Consider the following 24065-nt stretch of genomic DNA (forward strand, 5'->3'; position numbering starts at 1 on the left):
AATTACTCCTCCTCTGCGATGGATTTAAACGTTTTGATGGCATGTTGACTCATCAAATGTTCTGGGTTGATAGCAACTGCACGTTCAAAATATTCGATAGCACATTCAGTATCCTCTGTTAACATATAAGTTGCTAGACCTAAGTTATATAAAGCGTCTGTATGTTTGTCATCTAATGAGACTACATACTGTAATTGTGAAACAGCCTGTTCGTACATTTCTAAGTGACATAATACCAATCCATATTGAAATTGTACCTCTACATCCTTACGATTATCTTTTTCAGCAGCAGTCATTAAAAAGGGAAGTGCTTCTGTAAATGCTTCTAACTGGTTAAACGACATACCTATCATATAATTGGTGTCGATTTCGTCAACTTTATATTGTAATGCTTGTTGGTATAATTTAACCGCTTCTTTATATCGCCCTTCATTATAATAAACATTAGCTAAATTGTAATAAACAGCCCCATTTTTTGGGTCAATGGTTAGTGCTTTTTGGAAAAACTTTTCCGCTTTATCTATTTCACCCGCTTCAGCGATTAATATACCTGCATTGATATAATTTTCGACTTCATTCGGGTTTGCTTCTATATTTTCGAATAATGCTGTTAAAGCTTGCTCAAAATTACCTTGTTTAATCAATGTATAAATTTGTTCTTGATTCATGCTATCCCTCTCTCTCAACATCTTATTATAACATTTAAGAATGAAAAAACAGTAAAAAGGAGTAAGTCACAAATCAAAAATTTAAAATTTGATATTGTATGCTTACTCCTCAAAATACGATTAAACTATGAAACTTTATATTTAATTAACAATATAGCAATGTCATTTTGCTATTTTAATCATTACGAAGCATTTAATTAATTTGTTTAAACAACATAACTTAATTGACCTGATGTTTTATATACATCATCTATAGTAGCGCCACCTAGACAAACATCGCCATCATATAAAACGACTGATTGACCTGGCGTAATTGCGCGAACAGGTTCGTCAAATGTTACTCGAATTGCATTATCATGCTCTTTTTGAACAAAAACTTTAGTATCTTTTTGACGATATCTAAATTTCGCTGTACATTCAAATCCATTTTCTAAATCAACAGGGTTAACAAATGAAATATCTGAAGCAATCAAATAGTCACTGTAAAGCGCTTCATGATGAAAACCTTGTTCTACATATAAGACATTATCATTTAAATTTTTGCCTACTACAAACCAAGGGTCTCCATCTCCACCTATACCTAGACCGTGACGTTGACCGATAGTATAGTACATTAATCCTGCATGTGTACCTATTTTCTTACCAGTTAAAGTTTTCATTTCACCTGACTGTGCGGGTAGATATTGAGATAAAAATGTTTTGAAGTTACGTTCACCGATAAAACAAATACCAGTTGAATCTTTTTTCTTAGCTGTAGCTAAATCTTCTGCTTCTGCAATTCTACGCACTTCTTTTTTATCAATATCGCCAATTGGGAACATCACTCTAGATAATTGTGATTGTGATAATTGATTTAAGAAATAAGTTTGATCTTTATTATTGTCAACGCCCCTCAACATTTCAACATGTCCATCTTCATGACGTCGTACACGAGCATAATGTCCAGTTGCTACATAATCTGCACCTAACTTAAGCGCATGCTCTAAAAATGCTTTGAATTTAATCTCTTTATTACACATCACATCAGGATTTGGTGTACGGCCTTTTTTATATTCATCTAAGAAATAAGTAAACACTTTATCCCAATATTCTTTTTCAAAATTAACTGCATAATATGGTATACCTATTTGATTACATACAGCTATAACATCATTATAATCTTCTGTAGCTGTACAAACACCATTTTCATCCGTATCATCCCAATTTTTCATAAAAATACCAATGACATCATAACCTTGCTCTTTTAATATATGTGCTGTTACGGAACTGTCTACGCCACCTGACATGCCTACTACAACACGTGTATCTTTATTTGACAACTAAACTTCCTCCTTGAATTTATGATAAATTTTGTGAATTTCGGTAACTAAATATTTAATTTCTTGTTCGGTCGTTTGTTCATTAAAACTAAATCGCACAGAATGATTCGCTCTTGTATCGTCATCATACATTGCTACTAAAACATGTGAAGGTGATGTAGAACCTGCAGTACATGCTGAACCAGAAGCTACATATATATTAGCTAAATCTAACAATGTTAACATAGTTTCCACATCAATAAATGGAAAATACAAATTAACAATATGACCAGTAGTATCAGTCATTGAACCATTTAATTCAAAAGGCACTGAACGTTCTTGTAAAGATACAAGAAATTGGTTTTTTAAATTCATCAAATGGACATTGTTTTCATCTCTATATTGGTTTGCTAGTTTTAAAGCTTCAGCCAATCCGACAATTTGAGGTACGTTTTCTGTACCTGCTCTTCTTTTCACTTCTTGTTCTCCACCTAATTGTGGAAACTTAATGTTTGTACCTGATTTTATTAGTAATACACCGACACCCTTTGGTCCACCAAATTTATGTGCCGTAATACTCATTGCATCGATATCAAATTCATGAAAATCTATGTCTAAGTGCCCTATAGCTTGTACAGCATCTACGTGAAATAAAGCATTTGAATGACTAACAATTTCATCAATATCGTACATTGGTTGCACTGTGCCAATTTCGTTATTAACAAACATGATTGAAACAAGGATTGTCTCATCAGTCATTGCACTTTTCAATTGTTCTAACGATATCAGACCTTCTTCATCTACATCAAGGTATGTTACATCAAAACCTTCTTTTGCTAATTGTTCAAAAACATGGAGTACAGAATGATGTTCTATTTTAGTTGTTATAATATGCTTACCCTTATCTTGGTTTGCATACGCAATACCTTTAATCGCTGTATTATTAGATTCTGTTGCGCCACTAGTAAAAATTACTTCACTAGGCTTCGCATTGAGTTGTTTAGCTACAAAACGACGAGACTCATCTAAATATTTACGTGCATCTCTACCTATACTATGTATAGAAGACGGATTACCGTAATGTGTTGTATAGATTTCCATCATTTTATCTATTACTTGTTGTTTAACAGGCGTTGTAGCAGCATAATCTGCATATACTTCCATGTTTGACACTCCTTACAAATTTATCAATGTTCCAATGATAGCACCATCTAATTAATTTTTCTAGTTGTCTGTTTCAAAATGACCATTTTCATCTATCATTTCATATTCATCTAACAATGTTAATGTTTCGTTTACATTTGATTTTGTCTTTTTATTTTGGGTTAAGTTATATAATTTTTTATTTCTAATTTCCCAGTGTGTCGCTTTAAACCTAGCTTGAAAATACTCATCATGGCTCACAACTAATACTTGACCGTTAAAACTTTTTATCATATTTAAAATTAAGTCCTGTGTTGAAATATCAAAATAATTAGTTGGCTCATCTAAAATTAATAAATTGGCACCAGAGCAATATAGCAGTACAAATTGAAATCTACTTTTCTCTCCCATAGATAATTGACCAATTGGTGCATTAATTTTTTCCTCTTTAAAACCAAATGAAGCTAATATAGTTTGCGCTTCGCTTCTTGATATTTTATTCGTACTTAATAGCATCATCAGTGGAGATTCTGCTTCATTCAAATTTTTGTTCGTCTGATCGAAATATCCAATTTTTAGTGAAGGTGTGATTTTTAAATGTGCTTGATTAGCAAATATCTTTTGTCTGATCATCGCAATTAAAAGAGATTTTCCGCTTCCATTTGGTCCCGTTATTAATACGTTTTCTTTTTGTTTCATTTCGAAATGCGCATGTTCAAATACATGATGTTCACTTATAACAACATTGAAGTCTTCAAAATGAATTAAAAAACGCTTACGTAATTGGGCTTCATGATTAAAATGATAATGTTTTTGTTCGTTATCTGGCTGGTTTATGGTCTTCTCATTTAATTTTTCGGTCATTTGTTTTTCTTTTACTTTAGCCTTTTGAGCTAACTTACTAAGCTTCTTCTGCTCAATAGGGCTACGAACACTTGCTTTTTGTCGTGCTGAATGATGCCATGTTTGGATTCGTTGTATCGTGCGATTAAGTTCTGCTATTTCTTTTTGTTGCTTTTCGTACATATTTTGTTGTGTTTGTAACGTTAAATCTTTAATTTCACGGTACTTGGAATAATTACCATTATATTTATTCGTTTTTTCAGATGTTACTTCAATGACATGAGTCGCTGTTTGATCGATAAAATCACGCTGGTGTGATACATAAACAATCGTACGTTTTGATTTTTGAATTTTTCTAATCAGTTGTTCCAACATTTCTAAATCTAAATGATTCGTGGGTTCATCCAGTAAGATCAGTGGTTTGTTTGACATGAATGCTTTTAATAACGCCAGTCGTGTTTGTTGACCACCACTTAAATCTTGAATTTGTTTTTCTAAATCTTTTTCTGTTAAATTCATTTGATTCGCTTGCGTAATAATACTCTGTTCAAATTCGTAACCATTTAATGCACTATAGTCTGCAATATATTCATAATTGTCTTCAAGTTTTTGCTTTATCTGCAATATTTCGGGGTTTATTTCCATTACATAATCTAACCCTGTTAAGTGTTCATAAGCTAACATATTTTGGTACATTAAATAAGTTTCATCTTTATATTTCGATTTTATCGCTTCTAACAAAGTCGTTTTGCCTACGCCATTGTTACCTATCATTGCAATATGTTCGCCTTTATCAATTTGAATTTCTACAGAGTTAATTAAATTTTTACCAAATTTTTCAAATGGTTTTTGAACAAAATAAAAAGACATACCAATTCCCTCTTTCTTAAGGGATACGACATGCCTTAACAATCCGAACATTATTTATGTTAGGTACTTGAGTGATGATTTTGCATTAAGACATGGTCTTATCCCATATATTACTTTTTTGATTAAATAATTGATATTGTTTGTTTTCATGAGATTTATCCATTGTCTTAATAAGGCCACCTAACTTTTTAATTTCATATAGTATAACAGTGAGCAATTTCTTACGCAAGTTTTATTTAGACTGTTATACTGCAATATATTAATATATTTAAGGAGGACATAGTGAAATGAGCGATATTAAATTATCTGCACTTAATCTAGTTCCAATTAGAGAAGGTCAATCCGACCAAGATGCAATTAGTGATATGGTTAAATTAGCACAAAATTTAGAAGAACTGGATTATGAAAGATATTGGATTGCAGAACATCATAACGCACCTAACCTTGTCAGTTCAGCCACTGCGTTATTAATACAACATACATTAGAACATACTTCTAAAATAAGGGTAGGCTCTGGTGGCATCATGTTACCTAATCATGCACCTCTCATTGTTGCAGAACAATTTGGGACAATGGAAACTGTATTTCCAAATCGCGTTGATTTAGGTTTAGGGCGTGCGCCAGGTACTGATATGATGACTGCAAGTGCGTTACGTAGAGATCAACACAATGGCGTTTATGAATTCCCTGAAGAAGTAGAACAACTTGCAACTTATTTTGGTCCAGGTAATCAACAAACGTATGTCCGTGCATATCCAGCCGTTGGTAAAAATGTACCTCTTTATATATTGGGTTCTTCAACTGATTCTGCACACTTGGCTGCACGCAAAGGATTACCTTATGTCTTTGCAGGTCATTTTGCACCACAACAAATGAAAGAAGCAATTGAAATTTATAAAGAACTATTTGAACCTTCAGAGGTATTAAGCAAGCCATATGTGATTGTTTGCTTAAATGCCATCGTTGCTGATACAGATACACAAGCAGAATATCTGGCAACAACACAGGCTCAGGTAATGGTAAGCATTACTAGAGGAAGAATGCAACCTGTACAACCACCAACTGACGATTTAAAGGGACTACTCACGCCTACTGAATATGAAATTGCCAAACAACGTATGCAAAGTTCACTCATCGGTTCTGAAGAAACGGTTAAACAAAAATTACAATCATTTATTGATGAATATGGTGAAATAGATGAATTAATGGCAATTAGTTACATCTATGATCAAGAAGCACAACTTGAATCGTATCGTAAACTTAAAAATATTATTTCAACTTTTTAATTAAATATAGAAAAGCCCAGTTTCTAGTTAGAAACCTGGGCTTTTCTATATTTAAGCGAATAAACTTAAACTTTAAAGACAATTTTATTTTTTGTCGTCTTTTTTATCTTTGTCATCTTTTTTATCGTCACTGCCACCAGTGAAATTATCGATTTGTTCAGATGCTTGCTTTGCTTTTTCGTTATCCGTATCTTTTAATTTATCAGAAACATTTTTTGCAGTTTCTTTTGCTTTATTCAAGAAATCAGACATAATAAAACCACCTTTTTAGTATTAGTTACCGATTATTATTTTTTAAATTTATCGATAACTTCATTTGCTTTATCTTTTGCATTTTCTACTACTTCTTTGGCTTTACCAGAAGTTTTATCTTCTTTGCCTTCTTTTTCTAAGTCTTTATTGTCGGCAACATTACCAACTGTTTCTTTAACGTTTCCTTTTGCTTGTTCGAATTTATTTTCATCTGCCATAAATAATACCTCCTTAGCAATGTATTTATTAAATACCACAATACTTAAGACGTAAACATTTAAAACAAATTTTTTTAAATATTTTCAGTTAATGACAAAGAAACGTTTTAATAAATAACAATTTTACATCTTATATATAGAACATATATCCATCTAAATTATTAGTTTCATTATAATCTGCTAAATATTTTAAAGTTGTATTATCTAATACTTCTCTAACTGCATCTCTCATTCTAATCCAAAGTTGTTTTTGCGCAGGAGGTTCAGAATCAATACTTTCTACAAATGTAATTGGTCCTTCTAACAAACGAATAATGTCACCAGCAGTAATTTCTTCAGCTGATACTCTCAATTGATAACCACCTTTTGCTCCACGAACACTTCGGATTAAACCAGCATTTCTTAATGGACCTACGAGTTGTTCTAGATAAAGATCACTTAAATTATTTTCTTCAGCTATAGATTTTAACGAAACACATCCTTGCCCTTGCTTTTTGGCTAAAGATATCATTAGTGTTAAGCCATATCTGCCTTTTGTTGATATTTTCATTATATAACCTCACTTAATTCGAATACTATATATTAACATTCTATCATTTTTTACGTTAAGATAATATTAGAAAGGTGTGAAAGATTGTGACGAACGAACCACTCGCTTCAAGAATGCGACCAAATAATATTGATGAAATTATTTCACAAGATCACTTAGTTGGTGATAAAGGTATTATACGTAGAATGGTCAATACCAAACGACTATCATCCATGATTTTTTATGGTCCACCTGGAATTGGTAAAACGAGTATTGCTAAAGCAATTTCAGGTAGTACTCAATTTAAATTCCGTCAGCTAAATGCTGTTACAAATACTAAAAAAGATATGCAACTCATTGTTGAAGAAGCAAAAATGTCTGGACAAGTCATTTTATTATTAGATGAGATACACCGTTTAGATAAAGCTAAACAAGATTTTTTACTACCGCATCTCGAAAGTGGAAAAATTGTGTTGATTGGTGCTACAACATCAAATCCATATCACGCAATTAATCCTGCAATTCGATCAAGAGCGCAAATTTTCGAATTATATCCATTAGATGATAATGATATAAAAATTTCTTTAGAAAGGGCTCTCCACGATGAATCACGTGGATTAGCTTCATACAATCCAGTCATTGATGAAGATGCGATGAATTATTTCACTACACAAAGCCAAGGTGACGTTAGAAGTGCACTGAATGCTTTAGAATTAGCTGTGCTCAGTGCTGAAGTTAAAGAAAATCAAAGACATATTACATTAGAAGATGCTAAAGATTGCTTGCAAAAAGGTGCTTTTGTCAGTGATAAGGATGGTGATATGCATTACGATGTGATGAGTGCATTTCAAAAGTCAATTCGAGGAAGTGATGTAAATGCAGCATTGCATTATTTAGCACGTTTAATAGAAGCTGGAGACCTACCCACCATTGTCAGAAGATTATTAGTGATTAGTTATGAAGACATAGGTTTAGCTTCACCTGGTGCAGGCCAACGAACTTTAGCAGCAATTGAATCTGCTGAAAGACTAGGATTTCCAGAAGCAAGAATTCCTTTGAGTCAAGCGGTAATTGAATTGTGTCTGTCTCCTAAATCTAATTCTGGAATCACTGCTATCGACGCAGCACTGTCAGATATTCGAAAAGGTCATGTAGGACAAATTCCCGACCATTTAAAAGATGGTCATTACTCAGGTGCCAAAGCTTTGGGTAGAGCAATAGGTTATAAGTATCCTCATAATTATGATAATGGATTTATCGCACAACAATATTTGCCTGATAAATTAAAAAACAAAATTTACTATACACCTAAAACAACATCAAAAACAGAACAACAGCTTAAATCTATTTTTGACAATATCAACAAGGCACAACAAAATAATCATTAGTTTAAGGTTATATCAAACAACCGCGTTAACACATTTGAAATGACTTCCTGTGTTAACGCGGTTCGTTGATATCTTTATTTATCTTTGATTCTTGTTACAGGTATATCTTTGAGTATGTCATTAACCACATAGCTTGCACATATCAACCCCACAACACTGGGTACAAATGCATTTGATGAGGGTGGCATTTGCCCTTTCCTAGTTGGTGCATTTGCATCGCCAACTGTTTCTTTGACATCTTCTCTTATAACGATTGGACTTTCATCTGAAAATACTACAGGTATCCCTTTGTATATACCTAATTTTTTCAATTTACGACGTATCAATTTAGCCATTGGATCCATATAAGTTTTAGAAATATCTGCAATTTGGAAACGTGTCGGATCTGTTTTATTTGCGGCACCCATACTCGAAATTACAGAAATACCTCTTTCAAGACATTCTTTCATAAGATGAACTTTATATATCAGTGTATCACTTGCATCTATAAAATAATCGATATCATAGTTATTAAACAAGGCTTCGTATGTTTCTTCTGTATAAAACATATGGAGTGATGTAACTTCACATTCAGGATTGATTAATTTGATGCGCTCTTCCATTAATGTGACTTTACTTTGACCTATTGTAGATGTTAAAGCATGTAACTGTCGATTGACGTTCGTTATATCAACATCGTCTTTGTCTATTAATATAATATGACCTATATTCGTACGCGCTAATGCTTCAGCTGCAAATGAGCCAACGCCTCCTACCCCTAAAACAACAACGGTTTTTTGTTTTAATAATTCTAAACCCTCTTTGCCGTATGCCAATTCATTTCTTGAAAATTGATGTTTCATTTTTAAACTCCTTATTTAGCGAATACTATAATCATAACATTTTTACGATCCGATTAATTGTAAAACAATAAATTATAACGATAAAAAAAATACGCAAGACCGAAGTCTTGCGTACCGATAGAGTCCGTGCGTGCCGTAGTTATAAATTGCTTGATCATTCGGCCTGCTATTAACAGGTGGGTGCCCTGTTTCTTGTTTTGCAAGTCCTCCTTAAGAGGCGTGTGCGCTGCAAGAAAACCTATTGGGCTCCCGGATCAAAGAGTGTTAGGCCCAAATATGAAGCAAACTTACGAACACTACAGATGACTACCTTATGCAAGTATAATAACACATTATTAGAATTTAGCAAGAATAAAGACTTAATAAAAATTAATGTCTAATTCTTAATGAGAGTTCTTCCAATTGATTTTCTGATACTTCACTAGGTGCATTTGTTAATAAACAAGTTGCAGATGCAGTTTTAGGGAATGCAATTGTGTCACGTAAGTTTGTACGTCCAGTTAACAACATAACTAAGCGGTCTAAGCCTAAAGCAATACCGCCATGTGGTGGCGCACCATATTTAAATGCATCTAATAAGAAACCAAACTGTTCTCTAGCTTGTTCTTCAGTAAATCCTAATACTTCAAACATTTTTGATTGTAAATCTTCATTGTGAATTCTAATTGAACCGCCACCAAGTTCATAACCATTTAAAACAATATCATATGCATTAGCTTGAGCATTTTCAGGTTCAGTATCTAATTTGCTAATATCTTCTTGTTTCGGTGCTGTAAATGGATGGTGTGCAGCAGTATAACGTTTTAACTCTTCATCGTATTCAAGTAATGGCCAATCTGTTACCCACAAGAAATTCAACTTACTTTCGTCGATTAAATCTAGTTCTTTAGCCAATTTTAATCTAAGTGCACCTAAGCTTTGAGCTACAACATTAGGCTTGTCAGCTACAAATAAGACTAAATCTCCAGATTGCGCACCAGTCAAGGCTTTTAATTTTTCAACATGGTCTGCTTCAAAGAATTTAGCTATAGGGCCATTTAAACCTTCATCAACTACTTTAACCCATGCCAAACCTTTGGCACCATATATATTAACAAATTCAGTTAAAGCATCAATATCTTTTCTAGTATAATTATCAGACGCACCTTTAGCTACAATTGCCTTCACTTGTCCATCGTTATTTACTGCATCTTTGAAGACTTTAAAGTCCATGATTTCACCAAGTTCTGAAACATTCATTAATTCCATACCAAATCGTGTATCTGGTTTATCAGAACCAAAACGCGCCATTGCTTCATCATAAGTTATTCTTGGGAATGGACGAGGCACTTCCACTTCTTTTACATCTTTTACAACTTTTTGTAACATTTCTTCACCCATGTCCATGACATCTTCTTGATCAACAAAGCTCATTTCAATATCAACTTGCGTAAATTCTGGTTGACGGTCTGCACGTAAATCTTCATCACGGAAACATTTAACAATTTGATAATATTTATCAAAACCACTAATCATTAACAATTGTTTAAATATTTGTGGTGATTGAGGTAATGCATAAAATTCACCTTCATGAACACGAGATGGTACCAAATAATCTCGCGCACCTTCTGGTGTTGACTTAGTTAACACTGGTGTTTCAATATCATAAAAACCTTCACCATCTAAATATTGTCTAATTGAACGTGTCGTTTGATGTCTCATCTTAAACGTTTGTGCTAATTCTTGACGTCTTAAATCTAAATATCTATATTTTAGTCTTATATTTTCATCCACATTTTGATTATCCTCATTTAAGGCAAAAGGTGGTGTTTCAGCTTTATTAATAATCTCAATATCTGATACTTGTACTTCAACTTGACCTGTAGCAATTTTGGGATTTACTGTTTCTGGGTCACGTTTTTTTACAATACCTTTTACTTCAACTACATACTCAGATCTAATTGTTTCAGCTATACGTAATGCTTCTTCAGAAAAATCTGGATTAAACACAATTTGTACATAACCTTCGCGGTCACGTAAATCTACAAAGATCAGTCCACCTAAATCTCTACGATTGTGTACCCAACCTTTTAATATAACTTCTTGTTCTAATAGTGATTCAGTCACTAAACCACAATATGTTGTACGCTTACTCATGATATCTTCTCCTTAATTTCTAAAATAGTTAACAAGTTCGTTCAAATCAATACGTTCTGATTCCCCGGTCTCCATATTTTTTACATTAATATTTTTTTCTGCTAACTCTTGATCGCCAATCACAACAGTATACTTGGCATTTAATCTATCAGCTTGTTTCATTTGCCCTTTCACTTTACGCTCCATATAATCTTTGTCCGCTTTCACACCATTTTGACGTAAATCATTTAATAATTTTACTGCATAACGGTCTGCTTCTTGACCCATCGTAACGATAAATAAATCAAAGTCGTGGTCTACGTCTAATTCAATGCCTTCTTCTTCTAAGGCCATTAATAATCTCTCAATACTAAGTGCAAAACCAATACCAGTTTGACTTGGACCATCTAACAATTCAAGTAAACCATTATAACGGCCACCCCCACATAATGTCGTAATTGCACCTTCATAATTCGGATTATCAATCATAAGTTCAAATGCTGTGTGTGTATAATAATCTAGACCTCTTACTAAGTTAGGATCTTCTTCATATTCAATGTCTAAATCATTTAAATGTTGTTTTACTTCCTCAAAATAAGTCTTTGAATTAGCATTTAAATATTCCGTAATTCGTGGTGCGGTTTTAACTGATTCTTTATCTTTATCAATCTTACAATCTAAAATTCTCATTGGATTCGTGTGCAGGCGTGCTTGGCAATCTTTACAAAAATCGCCAATTACTGGTTCAAAATGTTTAACCAAAGCTTCATTATATTCTTTACGAGAATCAATATCTCCAATACTATTAATGACTAATTTTAAATGTTTAAGACCAAATGACTGATAGATATGCATGACCATTGCCAAAATTTCAGCATCGATACTTGGATTTTCTGCACCTATGGCTTCTACACCAAATTGTGTAAATTGACGATAACGACCTTTTTGTTTTCGTTCATACCGGAACATTGGCCCATTGTAGTACAATTTTATTGGTTGATTAGGTAACCCTTGCATTTTATTTTCAATATATGAACGTACGACTGCAGCAGTACCTTCAGGTCTCAGAGTGATACTGCGATCACCTTTATCTTTGAATGTATACATTTCTTTTTGTACGACATCCGTTGAATCACCAACACCACGTGCAAATAATTCAGTACTTTCAAATATCGGTGTACGGATTTCTTCATAATTATATAATTCCATCAATTCATCTAATTTTGCTTCAATATATCGCCATTTTTTTGTTTCACTTGGTAAAATATCTTGTGTTCCTCTAGGAATATTTATCATAAAACCTCTCCTTTTATACAATAAAAAGTCCCTTGCATAACTATTCAGTTATACAAGGGACGAATATCCGTGTTGCCACCCTAATTGATTAGAAAAAGTCATCAATGAATTTTTTCTAACCCACTTCATACGGATAACGTTCGTCACACGGCTTTAATTTCATAAAGCACCTCTTCTTGTGTTTTTATAACTAAACTACTAAGCATAATTTTCCAGCCACGAATTATGTCTCTACACATTTAAAAATGTTGACGTTTCATTTAGCATAGTCAAGAATAATAACGGTTTTAATATAGAATTCATATTTAATAATAACGAGTTATTGATTAATATGCAACCTTTTTATTCTGAAAAATATGCACGTAAACCATCGACAACTGCTTGTTCAACAATATGGCGATGTAATTGATTTGTTATCATATTTTCATCGGTTGGGTTGCTAATATAACCTAACTCTAATAAAACAGCGGGTACATTCGTCTGTCTCAATACTTGGAAGTTTTCTTGTCTAGCGCCTTTATTTGTCAGTAAGGCTTTCTTTTGTATGTACATATTTAATGTTTCTGCAAGTGCCTCTTGGTTGTTTTTAAGCCAATAAACTGTCGTTCCATTAGCTTTAGAAGATTTGAGTGAATCGTTATGTATACTGATAAAAGCGTCACCTTTAATATTACGATCGTCCAAGCTCACATAACTATCTGAACTTCTCGTCATATTTACGGTAGCACCTTCTTTTTCAAGCATTTTTTTCATTTCTTTAGCTGTCTTCAGTGTGTAAACTTTTTCAGTACTTTTCTTTTTTGTATTACTTGAAGCACCCTGGTCACTTCCTCCATGACCAGGATCAAGTACAATTGTTTTATCTTTTAGTGGTTTCTCGTTTGCGTTCGCATCTGCCTGAATATTTAGATTTGTATGCCAACCAGCCACCCATCCTTTATCTTTATGATTACTTGACTCAACTTCTATCCATTTACCAGACTTACCAATTTTATTATAACTTTGACCTTGGTTTGCCGGCTTAATAGTTGGATATACAGCATTAGGACCTGTTCTCAAATCAGTATCTTCAGTGATATATATCGTATTCGAATCTTCATCATTATGATTTAGAAAAGCGATGAGCATAAAAATAAATATGACAAATGCTAACGCAACAATTAGCGTTGGAAAATTTTTAAAATTATGTTTATCTAGCCAAGTATTGATTGTTTTCATACGATTTTGCCATCCTGACTTTCATAAATAATCGTCACTGGTCCATCGTTAGCAATATTTACAAGCATATCTGTACCAAATTCACCTGTTAATACATTTATGTGATAATCGCGTAAAGCATCATTAAATTTTTCATAAAGTTCATTAGCTTTATCAGGCGGCATTGAATTGGTAAACCCAGGTCTATTGCCTTTTCTTACATCTGCATATAGTGTGAACTGTGAGATAGAAAGAATCTCGCCTTGTACTTGTTGCAAATTCAAATTAAGTTTGCCATTATCATCTTCAAACAATCGGGCATTCACGATTTTTCTTACTAATGTATCAATATCAGCTTCTGTAGATGATTTACCTACTCCAACAAACAAACAATAGCCTTTATTAATTTTATTATCTATTGAACCATTAGAAACAGATGCTTCTTTCACTCTTTGAACTATAATCTTCATGTATGTTTCACCTCTAATTCCAAACTCTTGTTACTGTGTAAACATCACCAAGCTGTTTTATTTTATCAACAACTTGATAGACTTCATTTACATTTTTTACCATAACACCAATATTAATGATTGCATTTTTATCAATATCTGAACGACCAGAAACTTTAACTAAGTTACTTTTAGTGGAATTAACGGCTTGTAAAACTTCATTTAATAAACCATTGCGGTCATAAGCTGTAACTTCTAAGTCAACCTGATATCGTTGTGTCGCATCTTTAGAGCGTACCCATTCGACACTAATTAATCTGTCTTTTTCATTTTTGATATTAGGGCAATCCGTTCGATGCACTTTAATACCATGACCTTTAGTGATATATCCAACAATATCATCACCAGGGATTGGATTACAACATTTTGATAATTTAATCAGTACATTTTCAATTCCTTCAACGTAAACGCCACTATCTGTAGTAATGTCGTCCTTAATGGGCACAGATTTTTGTACTTCTTGTACTGAATTCAAGGCTTTTTGTTTGTCTTGAATCCGTTGTTTTTCAGTTAACTTATTTACGATTTGTAAAGCAGTCACGCCACCAAATCCTACTGCAGCAAATAAATCTTCTTCGTTAGAAAAATTATATTTATCTTTTACAACTTCTATATTGTCATCCGTTAAGACTGCATCTACTCGGTAACCCTGATCTTTTATTTCTGCTTCGACCATAAACTTACCTTTTTCAATATTAGAAGATCGATCTTGTTTTTTAAAGAAACTGCGTATCTTACTTTTGGCACTAGAAGATTTAACAATTTTCAGCCAATCACGACTTGGACCGTAAGAGTGCTTACTTGTTCTAATCTCAACGATATCACCGGTTTTCAGCACATAATCTATTGGTTCAATTTTCCCATTCACCTTAGCACCAATCATCTTATTTCCTACCTCGCTATGTACAGCATATGCAAAATCGATTGGCACAGCACCATAAGGTAACTCTATTACATCACTTTCTGGTGTAAAGGCATATACTTTATCGCTTTGTAAATCAAATTTTAAAGTTTCCATAAACTCTTCTGCATCGGTCGTAGTACTATCCGTTTCAGCAAGTTCTTTGATCCAATTTAATTTTTTATTGAAATTTTGTGTTTTCTCAGTAACTTTTTTACCTTCTTTATATGCCCAATGTGCTGCAACCCCATGTTCTGCAACTTCATGCATTTCATAAGTTCTTATCTGAATTTCTAAAGGATCGCCATTGGGTCCAACGACCGTAGTATGTAGAGATTGATACATATTTTGCTTCGGCATAGCAATATAATCTTTAAATCTACCAGGCATAGGTTTCCATAGTGTATGCACAAGACCCAATACAGCATAGCAATCGTTGATTGAATTAACGATGATTCTAATAGCTAATAAATCAAATATTTGATCAAATTGTTTCTTTTGTTTAACCATTTTTCTATAAATACTATATATATGTTTAGGTCTACCATTAATATCGCCGATTATATTCATTTTTCCCATTTCTGTATCTATGCGATTGATAGCATTTTGTATATATTCTTCTCGTTCACTACGTTTTTTCTTCATGAGATTAACGATTCTGAAATATTGCACACTATCAATATATCTAAGTGCTGTATCTTCTAATTCCCATTTAATCGTATTAATCCCTAATCTATGTGCTAAAGGGGCATAGATTTCTAAGGTTTCTTTTGAAATCCTTATTTGTTTCTCTCGTGGCATTGCTTTCAATGTTCTCATATTATGTAACCGATCCGCTAATTTAACAAGAATAACGCGGACATCTTTAGCGATAGCAATAAATAGCTTGCGATGGTTCTCTGCTTGCTGTTCTTCTTTAGAACGATATTTTACTTTTTTTAACTTCGTCACGCCTTCTACGATTATGGCAATTTCTTCATTAAACATGCCTTTTACATCATCAAACGTATAAGGTGTGTCCTCAATCACGTCATGTAAAAAACCTGCAACAATGGTTGGACCATCTAAATGCATTTCGGTTAAAATCCCAGCTACTTGTATAGGATGCATAATATATGGCAAGCCATTTTTACGAAATTGACCTTCGTGTGCCTCATAAGCTAGATGGTAACTTTTCAATACATATTCATAATCTTCTTTTGACAAATATGATTTTGCTTTAGATAATACTTCGTCCACACTGTATGGATATTCATTGTTCACTTAAGACACCCCTATACTAAATATTAATCATGATTAGATACCCAGTATTATTTTATATCGATTGTAACGTATTTTTACGCTATTAGGTCAAATTATGTATAATAGTTATATAATACTACATGTTATTAAATAAATAAATGCGTACCTTTGACAATTGGCAAAATGTAGTTGAATTTTAATTTTTTTAATACACATAAAAGATGTTTCAGTTAATTAATCATAAATACTATTTTAATAAATATAAAGAGCCAAATGAAATCATCTTAAATGTTTTCATTTGGCTTTAAAATTTCGTCAATTATAAATATTATTATTCATCATATGAGATTAAACTCATTACATCATACGCTTTAATTTTTTCAATACCTTTTAAATATTTTAATTCTATAATGAAAGCGATACCTACAACTATACCACCTAATTGTTCAACCAACTTAATTGCCGCTTCAATCGTACCACCTGTAGCTAGTAAATCATCCGTAATCAACACACGTTGCCCTGGTTTAATTGCATCTTTGTGCATAGTTAATACATTTGTGCCATACTCTAAATTATACTCATACCGAATGACTTCTCTAGGAAGTTTGCCTTCTTTTCGCACTGGTGCAAAGCCAATACCCATTGAATATGCGACAGGACAGCCAATGATAAAACCTCTAGCCTCTGGTCCTACAACGACATCAACATCTCGTTGTTTTGCATATTTAACAATTTGATCCGTTGCATATCCATAAGCTTCACCGTTGTCCATTATTGTTGTGATATCTTTGAAGTTAACCCCTGGTTGTGGCCAGTCTGAAACTTCAGATACATATTGTTTTAAATCCATACAAACTTCCTCCTATTATTGTACCAATTCATCTTTTATCCATTGCTTTAAGCGATTAAAATCTTCATAAAGCAATAACTTTTCAACTTCAATTCTATCAATACGACTTTGATAATATTTACTCGAAGCAATGTCACGTTTCGTTGAAACATCTTTTAATTTGATTATACCATCTTCAACTTGAATAAACTCTAAATCCAAGAAAACTTTCAAGATAAATTTAAGCATGTTTGGTTGAATATTTAAAAATTTACATAGTTGTACGCCTTCATTAGCTAAATTTGTTTCTTTTTTAGTAGCAAGTGCCTTAAAACATTGTTTAAATGTTTCCATTTTTGGCATACCTTCAAAGTATATTGATCTATCATGATTTAACACGAGATATATTTGGGATATATCAACAGTTTTTAATGTTGTTTTTAAATCATTTATAGACGTTGGCAGATCTCTAAAGACGTATTTTTCATAGTTATTACTAATTTCATCACCATAATAATGATAATTTTCACCTAACTTTTCACTTCTTTGATGAATTAAATAAGCAACATCCTTAGCATCAGCATTTAAATCATTTACTTTGTTTTTACTTCTATAGTCTAAAATCTGTAAATTATGACTCGCTAAATCTTCAATCATAAATTGAGGCGATTGAAATCCATTCCATTCATTAATTTGTAATGTGCCAATGACATTAATAGGCTGTTGTACACCCAATTCTTTTACTAAAGCACCATTTTGCCAAAAAATTGCTTGTAATTGACTTTCACCGATAACGAGTTTCAAATGTTTTTTCTCCTGACCAATGCCTTTAACTTGTTGTACAAGAACGTCTTGTAATTCAAAGCACGGGCTAGTGAAATCTGTGCCAAATGGTCGTAATCTCTGAATATCTTTGATGTTTTGTATCGTAATGTCACTTTCTGAAATCAATACATCAACTTTTTTACGTGGTTCAAGTGAAGTTGTTTTGGCTAATTGTGCCATCCACTCATTTAAACTGTTTTGTAGTTGTTGAATATTTTCTATAGGCATTGTGATCCCAGCTGCCATATGGTGACCACCGAATTTTGTAATTAACTGAGAATAATCACTTAAAATTTCAAACATCGACACTTGATCGATGCTTCGAGCTGAACCTTTTGCGTGATTTTGAGCTTCATCTATATTTAAAATTAATGTTGGTAGACTGTATGTTTCCACAATTTTTGACGCTACAATACCAAGTACACCCTCATGCCAATCTGCTTTGGCTAACAATAAAAATTTTGAGCCTTGCTGTACTTGTTCTTCTGCCATTACAAGTGCTTCTTCGGTAATTTGAGACACGATGTCTTTACGCTCTTGGTTAAAAAATTCAACTTGTTCGGCTAAAAACATCGCTTCATCTTCTGTTTCAGTCATTAGTAGCTCTGCAGCAAGTGCAGCATCTTCTAATCGACCAACAGCATTTAATCGAGGCCCTATAATAAACCCGACGGTCTCCTCGTTGATTTCATCATTATAACCTGCTTGGTTAAGTATAGCTTTTATTGATGGAGGACAATATTTATTTAATGATGCTAAACCGTTTTGAACCAATGTTCTATTTTCATCCGTTAAAGATACTAAATCAGCGATTGTTCCAATTGCAACCAAACCTAAAAAATAAACAGGTGGTTCTTCCAATAAACATTGAGCTAGCTTATAAGCAACGCCCGCACCACATAAATATTTAAAAGGATATTCAAACTCAGGATGCATTGGATGGACAATAGCGTATGCATTAGGCATCGTTTCACCAATTTCATGGTGGTCTGTGACAATAACATCAACACCCAAGTCTTGAACCATTTGTATTTCATGATGTCCTTGAATACCATTATCTACGGTTATGATTAAAGATATCCCCTCATCATAGGCATTCTTAAAAGCCAATTCATTAGGACCATAACCTTCAGAAAAACGATTTGGTATATACCAACCTACATGGGCACCAAGTTCTTTCAATGTAGTGACCAATATAGTCGTTGAAGTAACACCATCCGCGTCATAGTCACCATATACTAAAATCTTTTGATTTTGATCTATCGCCACATTGATACGTTCAATAGCTTTTTCCATATCGCTCATCTTCCAAGGATCATGTGTCATTTGGACTCCTTCTAAAAGATTACGAATATCGGTTTCATCTGTAATACCTTTACTTTCCAAAACTTTTTTTACAATAGGAGTTAGCTTTAAATCTGCTGAAATATGATCTGATATTTCAACTTCAGGTAATTTAACGTCCCAATTATATTTTGATTTAATCATACTATTCTCCCTCATTTCCACAAGCAATTATACAAAAGAATCCAAAAAATAAAAAGTAGTAACCTTTAATTCAACCATAACTTAAAACTCCTATTCTTAATAGTTGAATAGTTTATGACATAAATAAATCATTTATCTATGAGTACATGCATAGTCAAAAATTACAATACATTCAATATAAAAAATGACTAATCCGCTTTTACCACGGATTAGTCATCTATTTTAGAAACGGGCTTTTTCTCCCATACTGATTTATGATTGATTTTTAAGTTAGTACCTATTAGATATTAATTAAACTAATATTTTTTCATCATTTGATTTTTTCTCTTTATATACAATAAGTTTATCGTCGTCTGATTTTTTAAGCTGACGTTTTTTCATAATTCCCCATAAAGGAACAGCTATAAATACTGATGAGAACACACCAGATATTAAACCAATTAACAACGCTAATGAGAAATTGAAAATACTTGGTGCACCGAATGCTAATAGTGCAACTACAACAATAATCACTGTCAGCACTGTATTGATAGAACGCGTCATTGTTTGACGAATCGATCTATTGACAATATCATCGATTTGTTCAGGTTTCGTAATCACTTTTATTTTATGCAAGTTCTCACGCACCCTGTCAAACGTTACAATCGTATCATTAATTGAGTAACCAATGATAGTTAGCACGGCTGCAATAAATGTAATATCAACTTCTAATCTAAATAGACTGAAAACTGCCACAATCATAAATGCATCGTGTAATAATGCTAGTACTGAAGACAGTCCCATACGCCATTCAAATCTGAAAGTGATATAAATAATGATACCAATGGCAGCATATAATAATGCCATCATCGCATTTTTAGCCAATTCTTGACCTATAACTGGTGAAACAGTATTTACTGTTGGATCATTGCCAAATGATTTATCAATTGTGTTCTTAATTTTTGAAACTTCATCTTTAGATAAATCATTTTTAAATTGTACTGTTGCATTTTTACCATTTTCACCTAAAGAAACTTGTGTAGGTTTAAAATCTTGATCTTCAAGTGTTTTTGTCACTTTCGCTTCAGATATTTTATCTTTTGATTCAAAGTCAACTCTTGTACCACTTGTAAAATCAATACCTAAGTTTAGTTTGAAAATAAACAGTATCACTGCACCCACAATTAAAATTAGTACGCTTAGTGACAACAATGGCTTGGCTAACTTCATGAAATCCCAACGCTCATAAGGGGTTTTTAAATCATGAACTTCCTTACCTTCATTTATATCTGCAATATGATGCTTGTTCACACCAAACAACCAAGATGATTTTTTGAAGAAATTTGAAGAAACAAGCAATGATAGCAACCATCTGGATAAAAATACTGCTGTTACAAAAATCATTAATATGCCAAGTAACAACATCGTTGCGAAACCTTTAACAGAACTTTCACCAAAGAAGAACAATACAGCAGCAGCAATCACAGTTGTAAGCTGCGCATCTACTATGGTTAAGAATGAACTTTTATTCGCTTTTTTGTAAGCTTGTTTAAGTGTTCGTCCAATTTTCAGTTCATCTTTAATCCGTTCATACATGATAATATTCGCATCGACTGCCATACCGACACCCAACACTAAAGCTGCAAGGCCTGGTAACGTTAAGACACCAGAAATGAAATTAAATGCTACTAATGTTAAGTAAATATAAACAGTAAGTGCAATAACAGCTACTAATCCTGGTAAACGATAGAAACCTAACATAAATAAATAAATAACTGCAATACCAATTGCCGCAGCAAATATGGTTTTATCTAATGCATCTTGTCCAAATTGTGCACCTACTGAATTTGAGTAAATTTCATTTAAATCTACAGGTAATGACCCGGAATTTAATAAATCAGCAATTTGTTTTGCTTCTTCAATCCCTTTTTCACCTTTAAATCCACCAGAAATTTCCACACTATCTGAATTGATAGGTTTGTCAACTGAAGCAGCAGACACGTATTTTGGATCTTTTTTATTCATTTCTTTATGGTAAGTATCACCTTTTTCGTGATCTAGCCATACAACCATGACATTTTCATCTTTTTTTGAAATTTCTTCTGTTACTTTTTTAAATTTATCACTATCTTTTAATTTAAAAGTAACCGCGGGCTGATTCGTATTTTGTTTGAATTCTTGTTTCGCTGAACCCTGTTGTATATCTTTACCCGTAAGTTTGATATTGTCATCAGCATCACGAATCGTTAAATTAGCTTGTGATGATAAAATTTCTCTAGCTTGAGATTGATTTTTTATACCTGCTAATTGTACACGGATTCTATTTTTATCTTCCACTTGAATTTTAGGTTCAGAAACCCCTAAAACGTTCACACGGTTTTCAAGTGTTTTTGCTGTGGCTTTGACAGCTTTATCATCAATTTTATCTCCTTTTTGTAAAGGATCAACTTGATATAAAACCTCAAAACCACCTTGTAAATCTAATCCGAGGCTGACATTTTTAACTACATTTTTATATGTAAGTCCTATCCCGCCTAACAATAGAACCACAAGTAATATAAATGCAACTATTCTACTACTCTTCTTCACTTGAACACCTCATTGTAAGCTTATGTTATAATTTTTTCAGAATTCAATCGCCATCTTTATCATTCACTCGACGATTAAACTTTTTCTCAATAACCTTACATATTTTAACACATTACATGTAGTGTAAAAACAAACTTAACTTATTTGTAACTTCTTTTTAAATGTAAGTGTTATCAATTGTAATGATTACTTAAGCTATATAAAATATTTGCTTTTGTCTATCTTTCATTATAACACCAACTATATCTTTAAAGTCCAATATCTTTAGGTTTTGTTAAACAAAAAACGAACTGATAGTATATATCAGTTCGTAATTATAACGTGATTTATGAAGGATCAACTTGTTTAATAGCTGGCTTTTCTAGAGTAATTTCTGTACCGTTGCCATTTAAAGTTAATACAACTGTAGTTTCGTCAACGCTACGTACAGTTCCTTTAATGCCACCTATAGTCGTAACGTGTTGTCCAGATGAAATCTGACTAATCATTTCACGATGCTCTTTAGCCTTTTTCTGTTGTGGTCTAATTAAGAAGAACCACATTAATACTAATAATAATATCGGTAATATCAATGAAGTAAATTGCATATAGTTATTGCTCCCTTTTAAAAGTTTTTTGGGTTTTCTACATTTAGTCCATACTGTTCAAAAAATTCTTCTTTAAAATCAAGTAAACGATCATCACGAATAGCTTGTCGGATGTTTTCCATTAATTTCAGCAAGAAATGTAAATTATGATAAGTAGTAAGACGGATACCAAAAGTTTCTTCTGCTTTTATTAAATGCCTTATGTATGCTCTACTATAATTTTTACAAGTATAGCAGTCACAATTATCATCAAGTGGACCTAAATCTTCAGCATATTTAGCATTTTTTATAGTAACACGGCCATGTGAAGTCATACATGTACCATTACGTGCAATACGCGTAGGTAATACACAATCAAACATATCCATACCTCGAATGCTACATTCTATTAATGCATCTGGCGAACCCACACCCATTAAATAGCGCGGTTTGTCTTTAGGCATAAATTGTTGTGTATGCGAGACCATATCATACATTACTGGCTTTGGTTCTCCAACAGATAAACCTCCAATTGCATATCCAGGAAAATCCAACGCCACTAACTCTTCAGCGCTTTGTTGACGTAAATCTTTATATTCTCCACCTTGGATAATACCAAATAAAGCTTGATCTTCGGGTCTTTGATGCGCTTGTAAACATCTATCAGCCCATCTACTTGTTCTTTCGATTGAATCTTTTACATATTTATATTCAGCTGGCATAGGTGGACATTCATCAAATGCCATCATAATATCTGAACCAAGGTCATTTTGAATCTGCATTGATTTTTCAGGACTCAAGAATAATTTCGAACCATTAGTATGATGACGGAATTCAACACCTTCTTCAGTAATTTTTCTTAAATTACTTAAACTAAATACTTGAAAACCACCTGAATCTGTCAGTATTGGACCATTCCAGTTCATGAACTGATGTAATCCCCCACTCTTTTTGATAATATCATTTCCTGGTTGCAACCACAAATGATATGTATTTCCTAATATTATTTTTGCTTCCATCTGATGCAATTCTTCAGGGCTCATCGTTTTCACTGTGGCTTTGGTTCCAACAGGCATAAACATTGGTGTTTCAAACGATCCATGAGGTGTATGCACGATTCCTAATCTTGCTCCAGATTGTTTACATGTTTTTATATGTTCATACGTTACAGCTGGCATACAAAAACTCCTTT

At 32.9% G+C, this 24065-nt stretch carries 20 protein-coding genes and 1 other RNA gene; 2 read left to right on the forward strand and 19 right to left on the reverse strand.

Annotated features, from left to right (window positions below):
- Window positions 1-2: 2 nt before the first annotated feature.
- The 4 genes from AB1J10_RS03125 to sal all read right to left on the reverse strand — a co-directional run bounded on the left by AB1J10_RS03125 (window position 3) and on the right by sal (window position 4822).
- Entirely contained in the window at window positions 3-689 is a 687-nt protein-coding gene (locus AB1J10_RS03125; protein ID WP_336606217.1) for a tetratricopeptide repeat protein, read from the reverse strand.
- Window positions 690-874: 185 nt separating this feature from the next.
- Window positions 875-1987: a tRNA 2-thiouridine(34) synthase MnmA gene (gene mnmA, locus AB1J10_RS03130; protein WP_107365397.1), complete on the reverse strand. Its 1113-nt coding sequence runs from the start codon at window positions 1985-1987 to the stop codon at window positions 875-877.
- Complete coding sequence (locus AB1J10_RS03135; RefSeq protein WP_046208104.1) at window positions 1988-3130, reverse strand: cysteine desulfurase family protein; 1143 nt, start codon at window positions 3128-3130, stop codon at window positions 1988-1990. It lies immediately after the preceding gene.
- 60 nt (window positions 3131-3190) lie between these two features.
- Window positions 3191-4822, reverse strand: coding sequence for a Sal family ABC-F type ribosomal protection protein (gene sal, locus AB1J10_RS03140; RefSeq protein WP_075100079.1), 1632 nt, complete (start codon window positions 4820-4822; stop codon window positions 3191-3193).
- A 287-nt stretch (window positions 4823-5109) separates the two neighbouring features.
- Here sal and AB1J10_RS03145 point away from each other — a divergent pair, with 287 nt between their 5' ends.
- Window positions 5110-6108 carry an LLM class flavin-dependent oxidoreductase gene (locus AB1J10_RS03145; RefSeq protein ID WP_064208878.1) on the forward strand — a complete coding sequence of 333 codons (999 nt, stop codon included), beginning with the start codon at window positions 5110-5112 and terminating at the stop codon, window positions 6106-6108.
- Between the two features lie 84 nt (window positions 6109-6192).
- Here AB1J10_RS03145 and AB1J10_RS03150 read toward each other — a convergent pair whose 3' ends face one another.
- The 3 genes from AB1J10_RS03150 to cymR all read right to left on the reverse strand — a co-directional run bounded on the left by AB1J10_RS03150 (window position 6193) and on the right by cymR (window position 7128).
- Complete coding sequence (locus AB1J10_RS03150) at window positions 6193-6360, reverse strand: hypothetical protein (protein WP_157947928.1); 168 nt, start codon at window positions 6358-6360, stop codon at window positions 6193-6195.
- A gap of 35 nt (window positions 6361-6395) precedes the next feature.
- Entirely contained in the window at window positions 6396-6578 is a 183-nt protein-coding gene (locus AB1J10_RS03155; protein WP_046208102.1) for a CsbD family protein, read from the reverse strand.
- 130 nt (window positions 6579-6708) lie between these two features.
- Window positions 6709-7128 (reverse strand): cysteine metabolism transcriptional regulator CymR, encoded by a 420-nt coding sequence (gene cymR, locus AB1J10_RS03160; protein ID WP_019469423.1) that lies wholly within the window; start codon window positions 7126-7128, stop codon window positions 6709-6711.
- 86 nt (window positions 7129-7214) lie between these two features.
- On the opposite strand from cymR, the gene AB1J10_RS03165 reads away from it, so the two are divergent.
- Window positions 7215-8495 (forward strand): replication-associated recombination protein A, encoded by a 1281-nt coding sequence (locus AB1J10_RS03165; protein ID WP_046208101.1) that lies wholly within the window; start codon window positions 7215-7217, stop codon window positions 8493-8495.
- Window positions 8496-8569: 74 nt separating this feature from the next.
- Here the strand turns inward: AB1J10_RS03165 and AB1J10_RS03170 are convergent, their stop codons facing one another.
- The 12 genes from AB1J10_RS03170 to tgt all read right to left on the reverse strand — a co-directional run bounded on the left by AB1J10_RS03170 (window position 8570) and on the right by tgt (window position 24051).
- Entirely contained in the window at window positions 8570-9337 is a 768-nt protein-coding gene (locus tag AB1J10_RS03170; protein WP_046208100.1) for a tRNA threonylcarbamoyladenosine dehydratase, read from the reverse strand.
- 117 nt (window positions 9338-9454) lie between these two features.
- A non-coding RNA gene (ssrS, locus tag AB1J10_RS03175) (6S RNA) lies at window positions 9455-9645 on the reverse strand.
- 61 nt (window positions 9646-9706) lie between these two features.
- Window positions 9707-11473 (reverse strand): aspartate--tRNA ligase, encoded by a 1767-nt coding sequence (gene aspS, locus AB1J10_RS03180; RefSeq protein ID WP_107365667.1) that lies wholly within the window; start codon window positions 11471-11473, stop codon window positions 9707-9709.
- 12 nt (window positions 11474-11485) lie between these two features.
- A complete protein-coding gene (hisS, locus tag AB1J10_RS03185; protein WP_046208098.1) occupies window positions 11486-12748 on the reverse strand; it encodes a histidine--tRNA ligase in 1263 nt (420 codons plus the stop codon).
- A gap of 342 nt (window positions 12749-13090) precedes the next feature.
- The gene (locus AB1J10_RS03190; protein ID WP_064208877.1) at window positions 13091-13966 is read right to left on the reverse strand and encodes an N-acetylmuramoyl-L-alanine amidase; all 876 of its coding nucleotides are present in this window, start codon (window positions 13964-13966) and stop codon (window positions 13091-13093) included.
- Complete coding sequence (gene dtd / locus AB1J10_RS03195; RefSeq protein ID WP_046208096.1) at window positions 13963-14415, reverse strand: D-aminoacyl-tRNA deacylase; 453 nt, start codon at window positions 14413-14415, stop codon at window positions 13963-13965. Before dtd ends, AB1J10_RS03190 begins: the two co-directional genes overlap by 4 nt.
- Window positions 14416-14428: 13 nt before the next feature.
- The gene (locus AB1J10_RS03200) at window positions 14429-16618 is read right to left on the reverse strand and encodes a RelA/SpoT family protein (protein WP_107365669.1); all 2190 of its coding nucleotides are present in this window, start codon (window positions 16616-16618) and stop codon (window positions 14429-14431) included.
- 310 nt (window positions 16619-16928) lie between these two features.
- Window positions 16929-17447: an adenine phosphoribosyltransferase gene (locus tag AB1J10_RS03205; protein WP_046208094.1), complete on the reverse strand. Its 519-nt coding sequence runs from the start codon at window positions 17445-17447 to the stop codon at window positions 16929-16931.
- Window positions 17448-17462: 15 nt separating this feature from the next.
- Complete coding sequence (gene recJ, locus AB1J10_RS03210) at window positions 17463-19739, reverse strand: single-stranded-DNA-specific exonuclease RecJ (RefSeq protein ID WP_107365671.1); 2277 nt, start codon at window positions 19737-19739, stop codon at window positions 17463-17465.
- Between the two features lie 291 nt (window positions 19740-20030).
- A complete protein-coding gene (gene secDF / locus AB1J10_RS03215; protein ID WP_107365967.1) occupies window positions 20031-22307 on the reverse strand; it encodes a protein translocase subunit SecDF in 2277 nt (758 codons plus the stop codon).
- 326 nt (window positions 22308-22633) lie between these two features.
- Window positions 22634-22894 carry a preprotein translocase subunit YajC gene (gene yajC, locus AB1J10_RS03220; protein ID WP_019468514.1) on the reverse strand — a complete coding sequence of 87 codons (261 nt, stop codon included), beginning with the start codon at window positions 22892-22894 and terminating at the stop codon, window positions 22634-22636.
- A 17-nt stretch (window positions 22895-22911) separates the two neighbouring features.
- Window positions 22912-24051, reverse strand: coding sequence for a tRNA guanosine(34) transglycosylase Tgt (gene tgt / locus AB1J10_RS03225; RefSeq protein WP_107365818.1), 1140 nt, complete (start codon window positions 24049-24051; stop codon window positions 22912-22914).
- Window positions 24052-24065: the final 14 nt, after the last annotated feature.

This window comes from Staphylococcus cohnii species complex 1663 (assembly GCF_041008415.1).
GTDB lineage: Bacteria > Bacillota > Bacilli > Staphylococcales > Staphylococcaceae > Staphylococcus > Staphylococcus ureilyticus.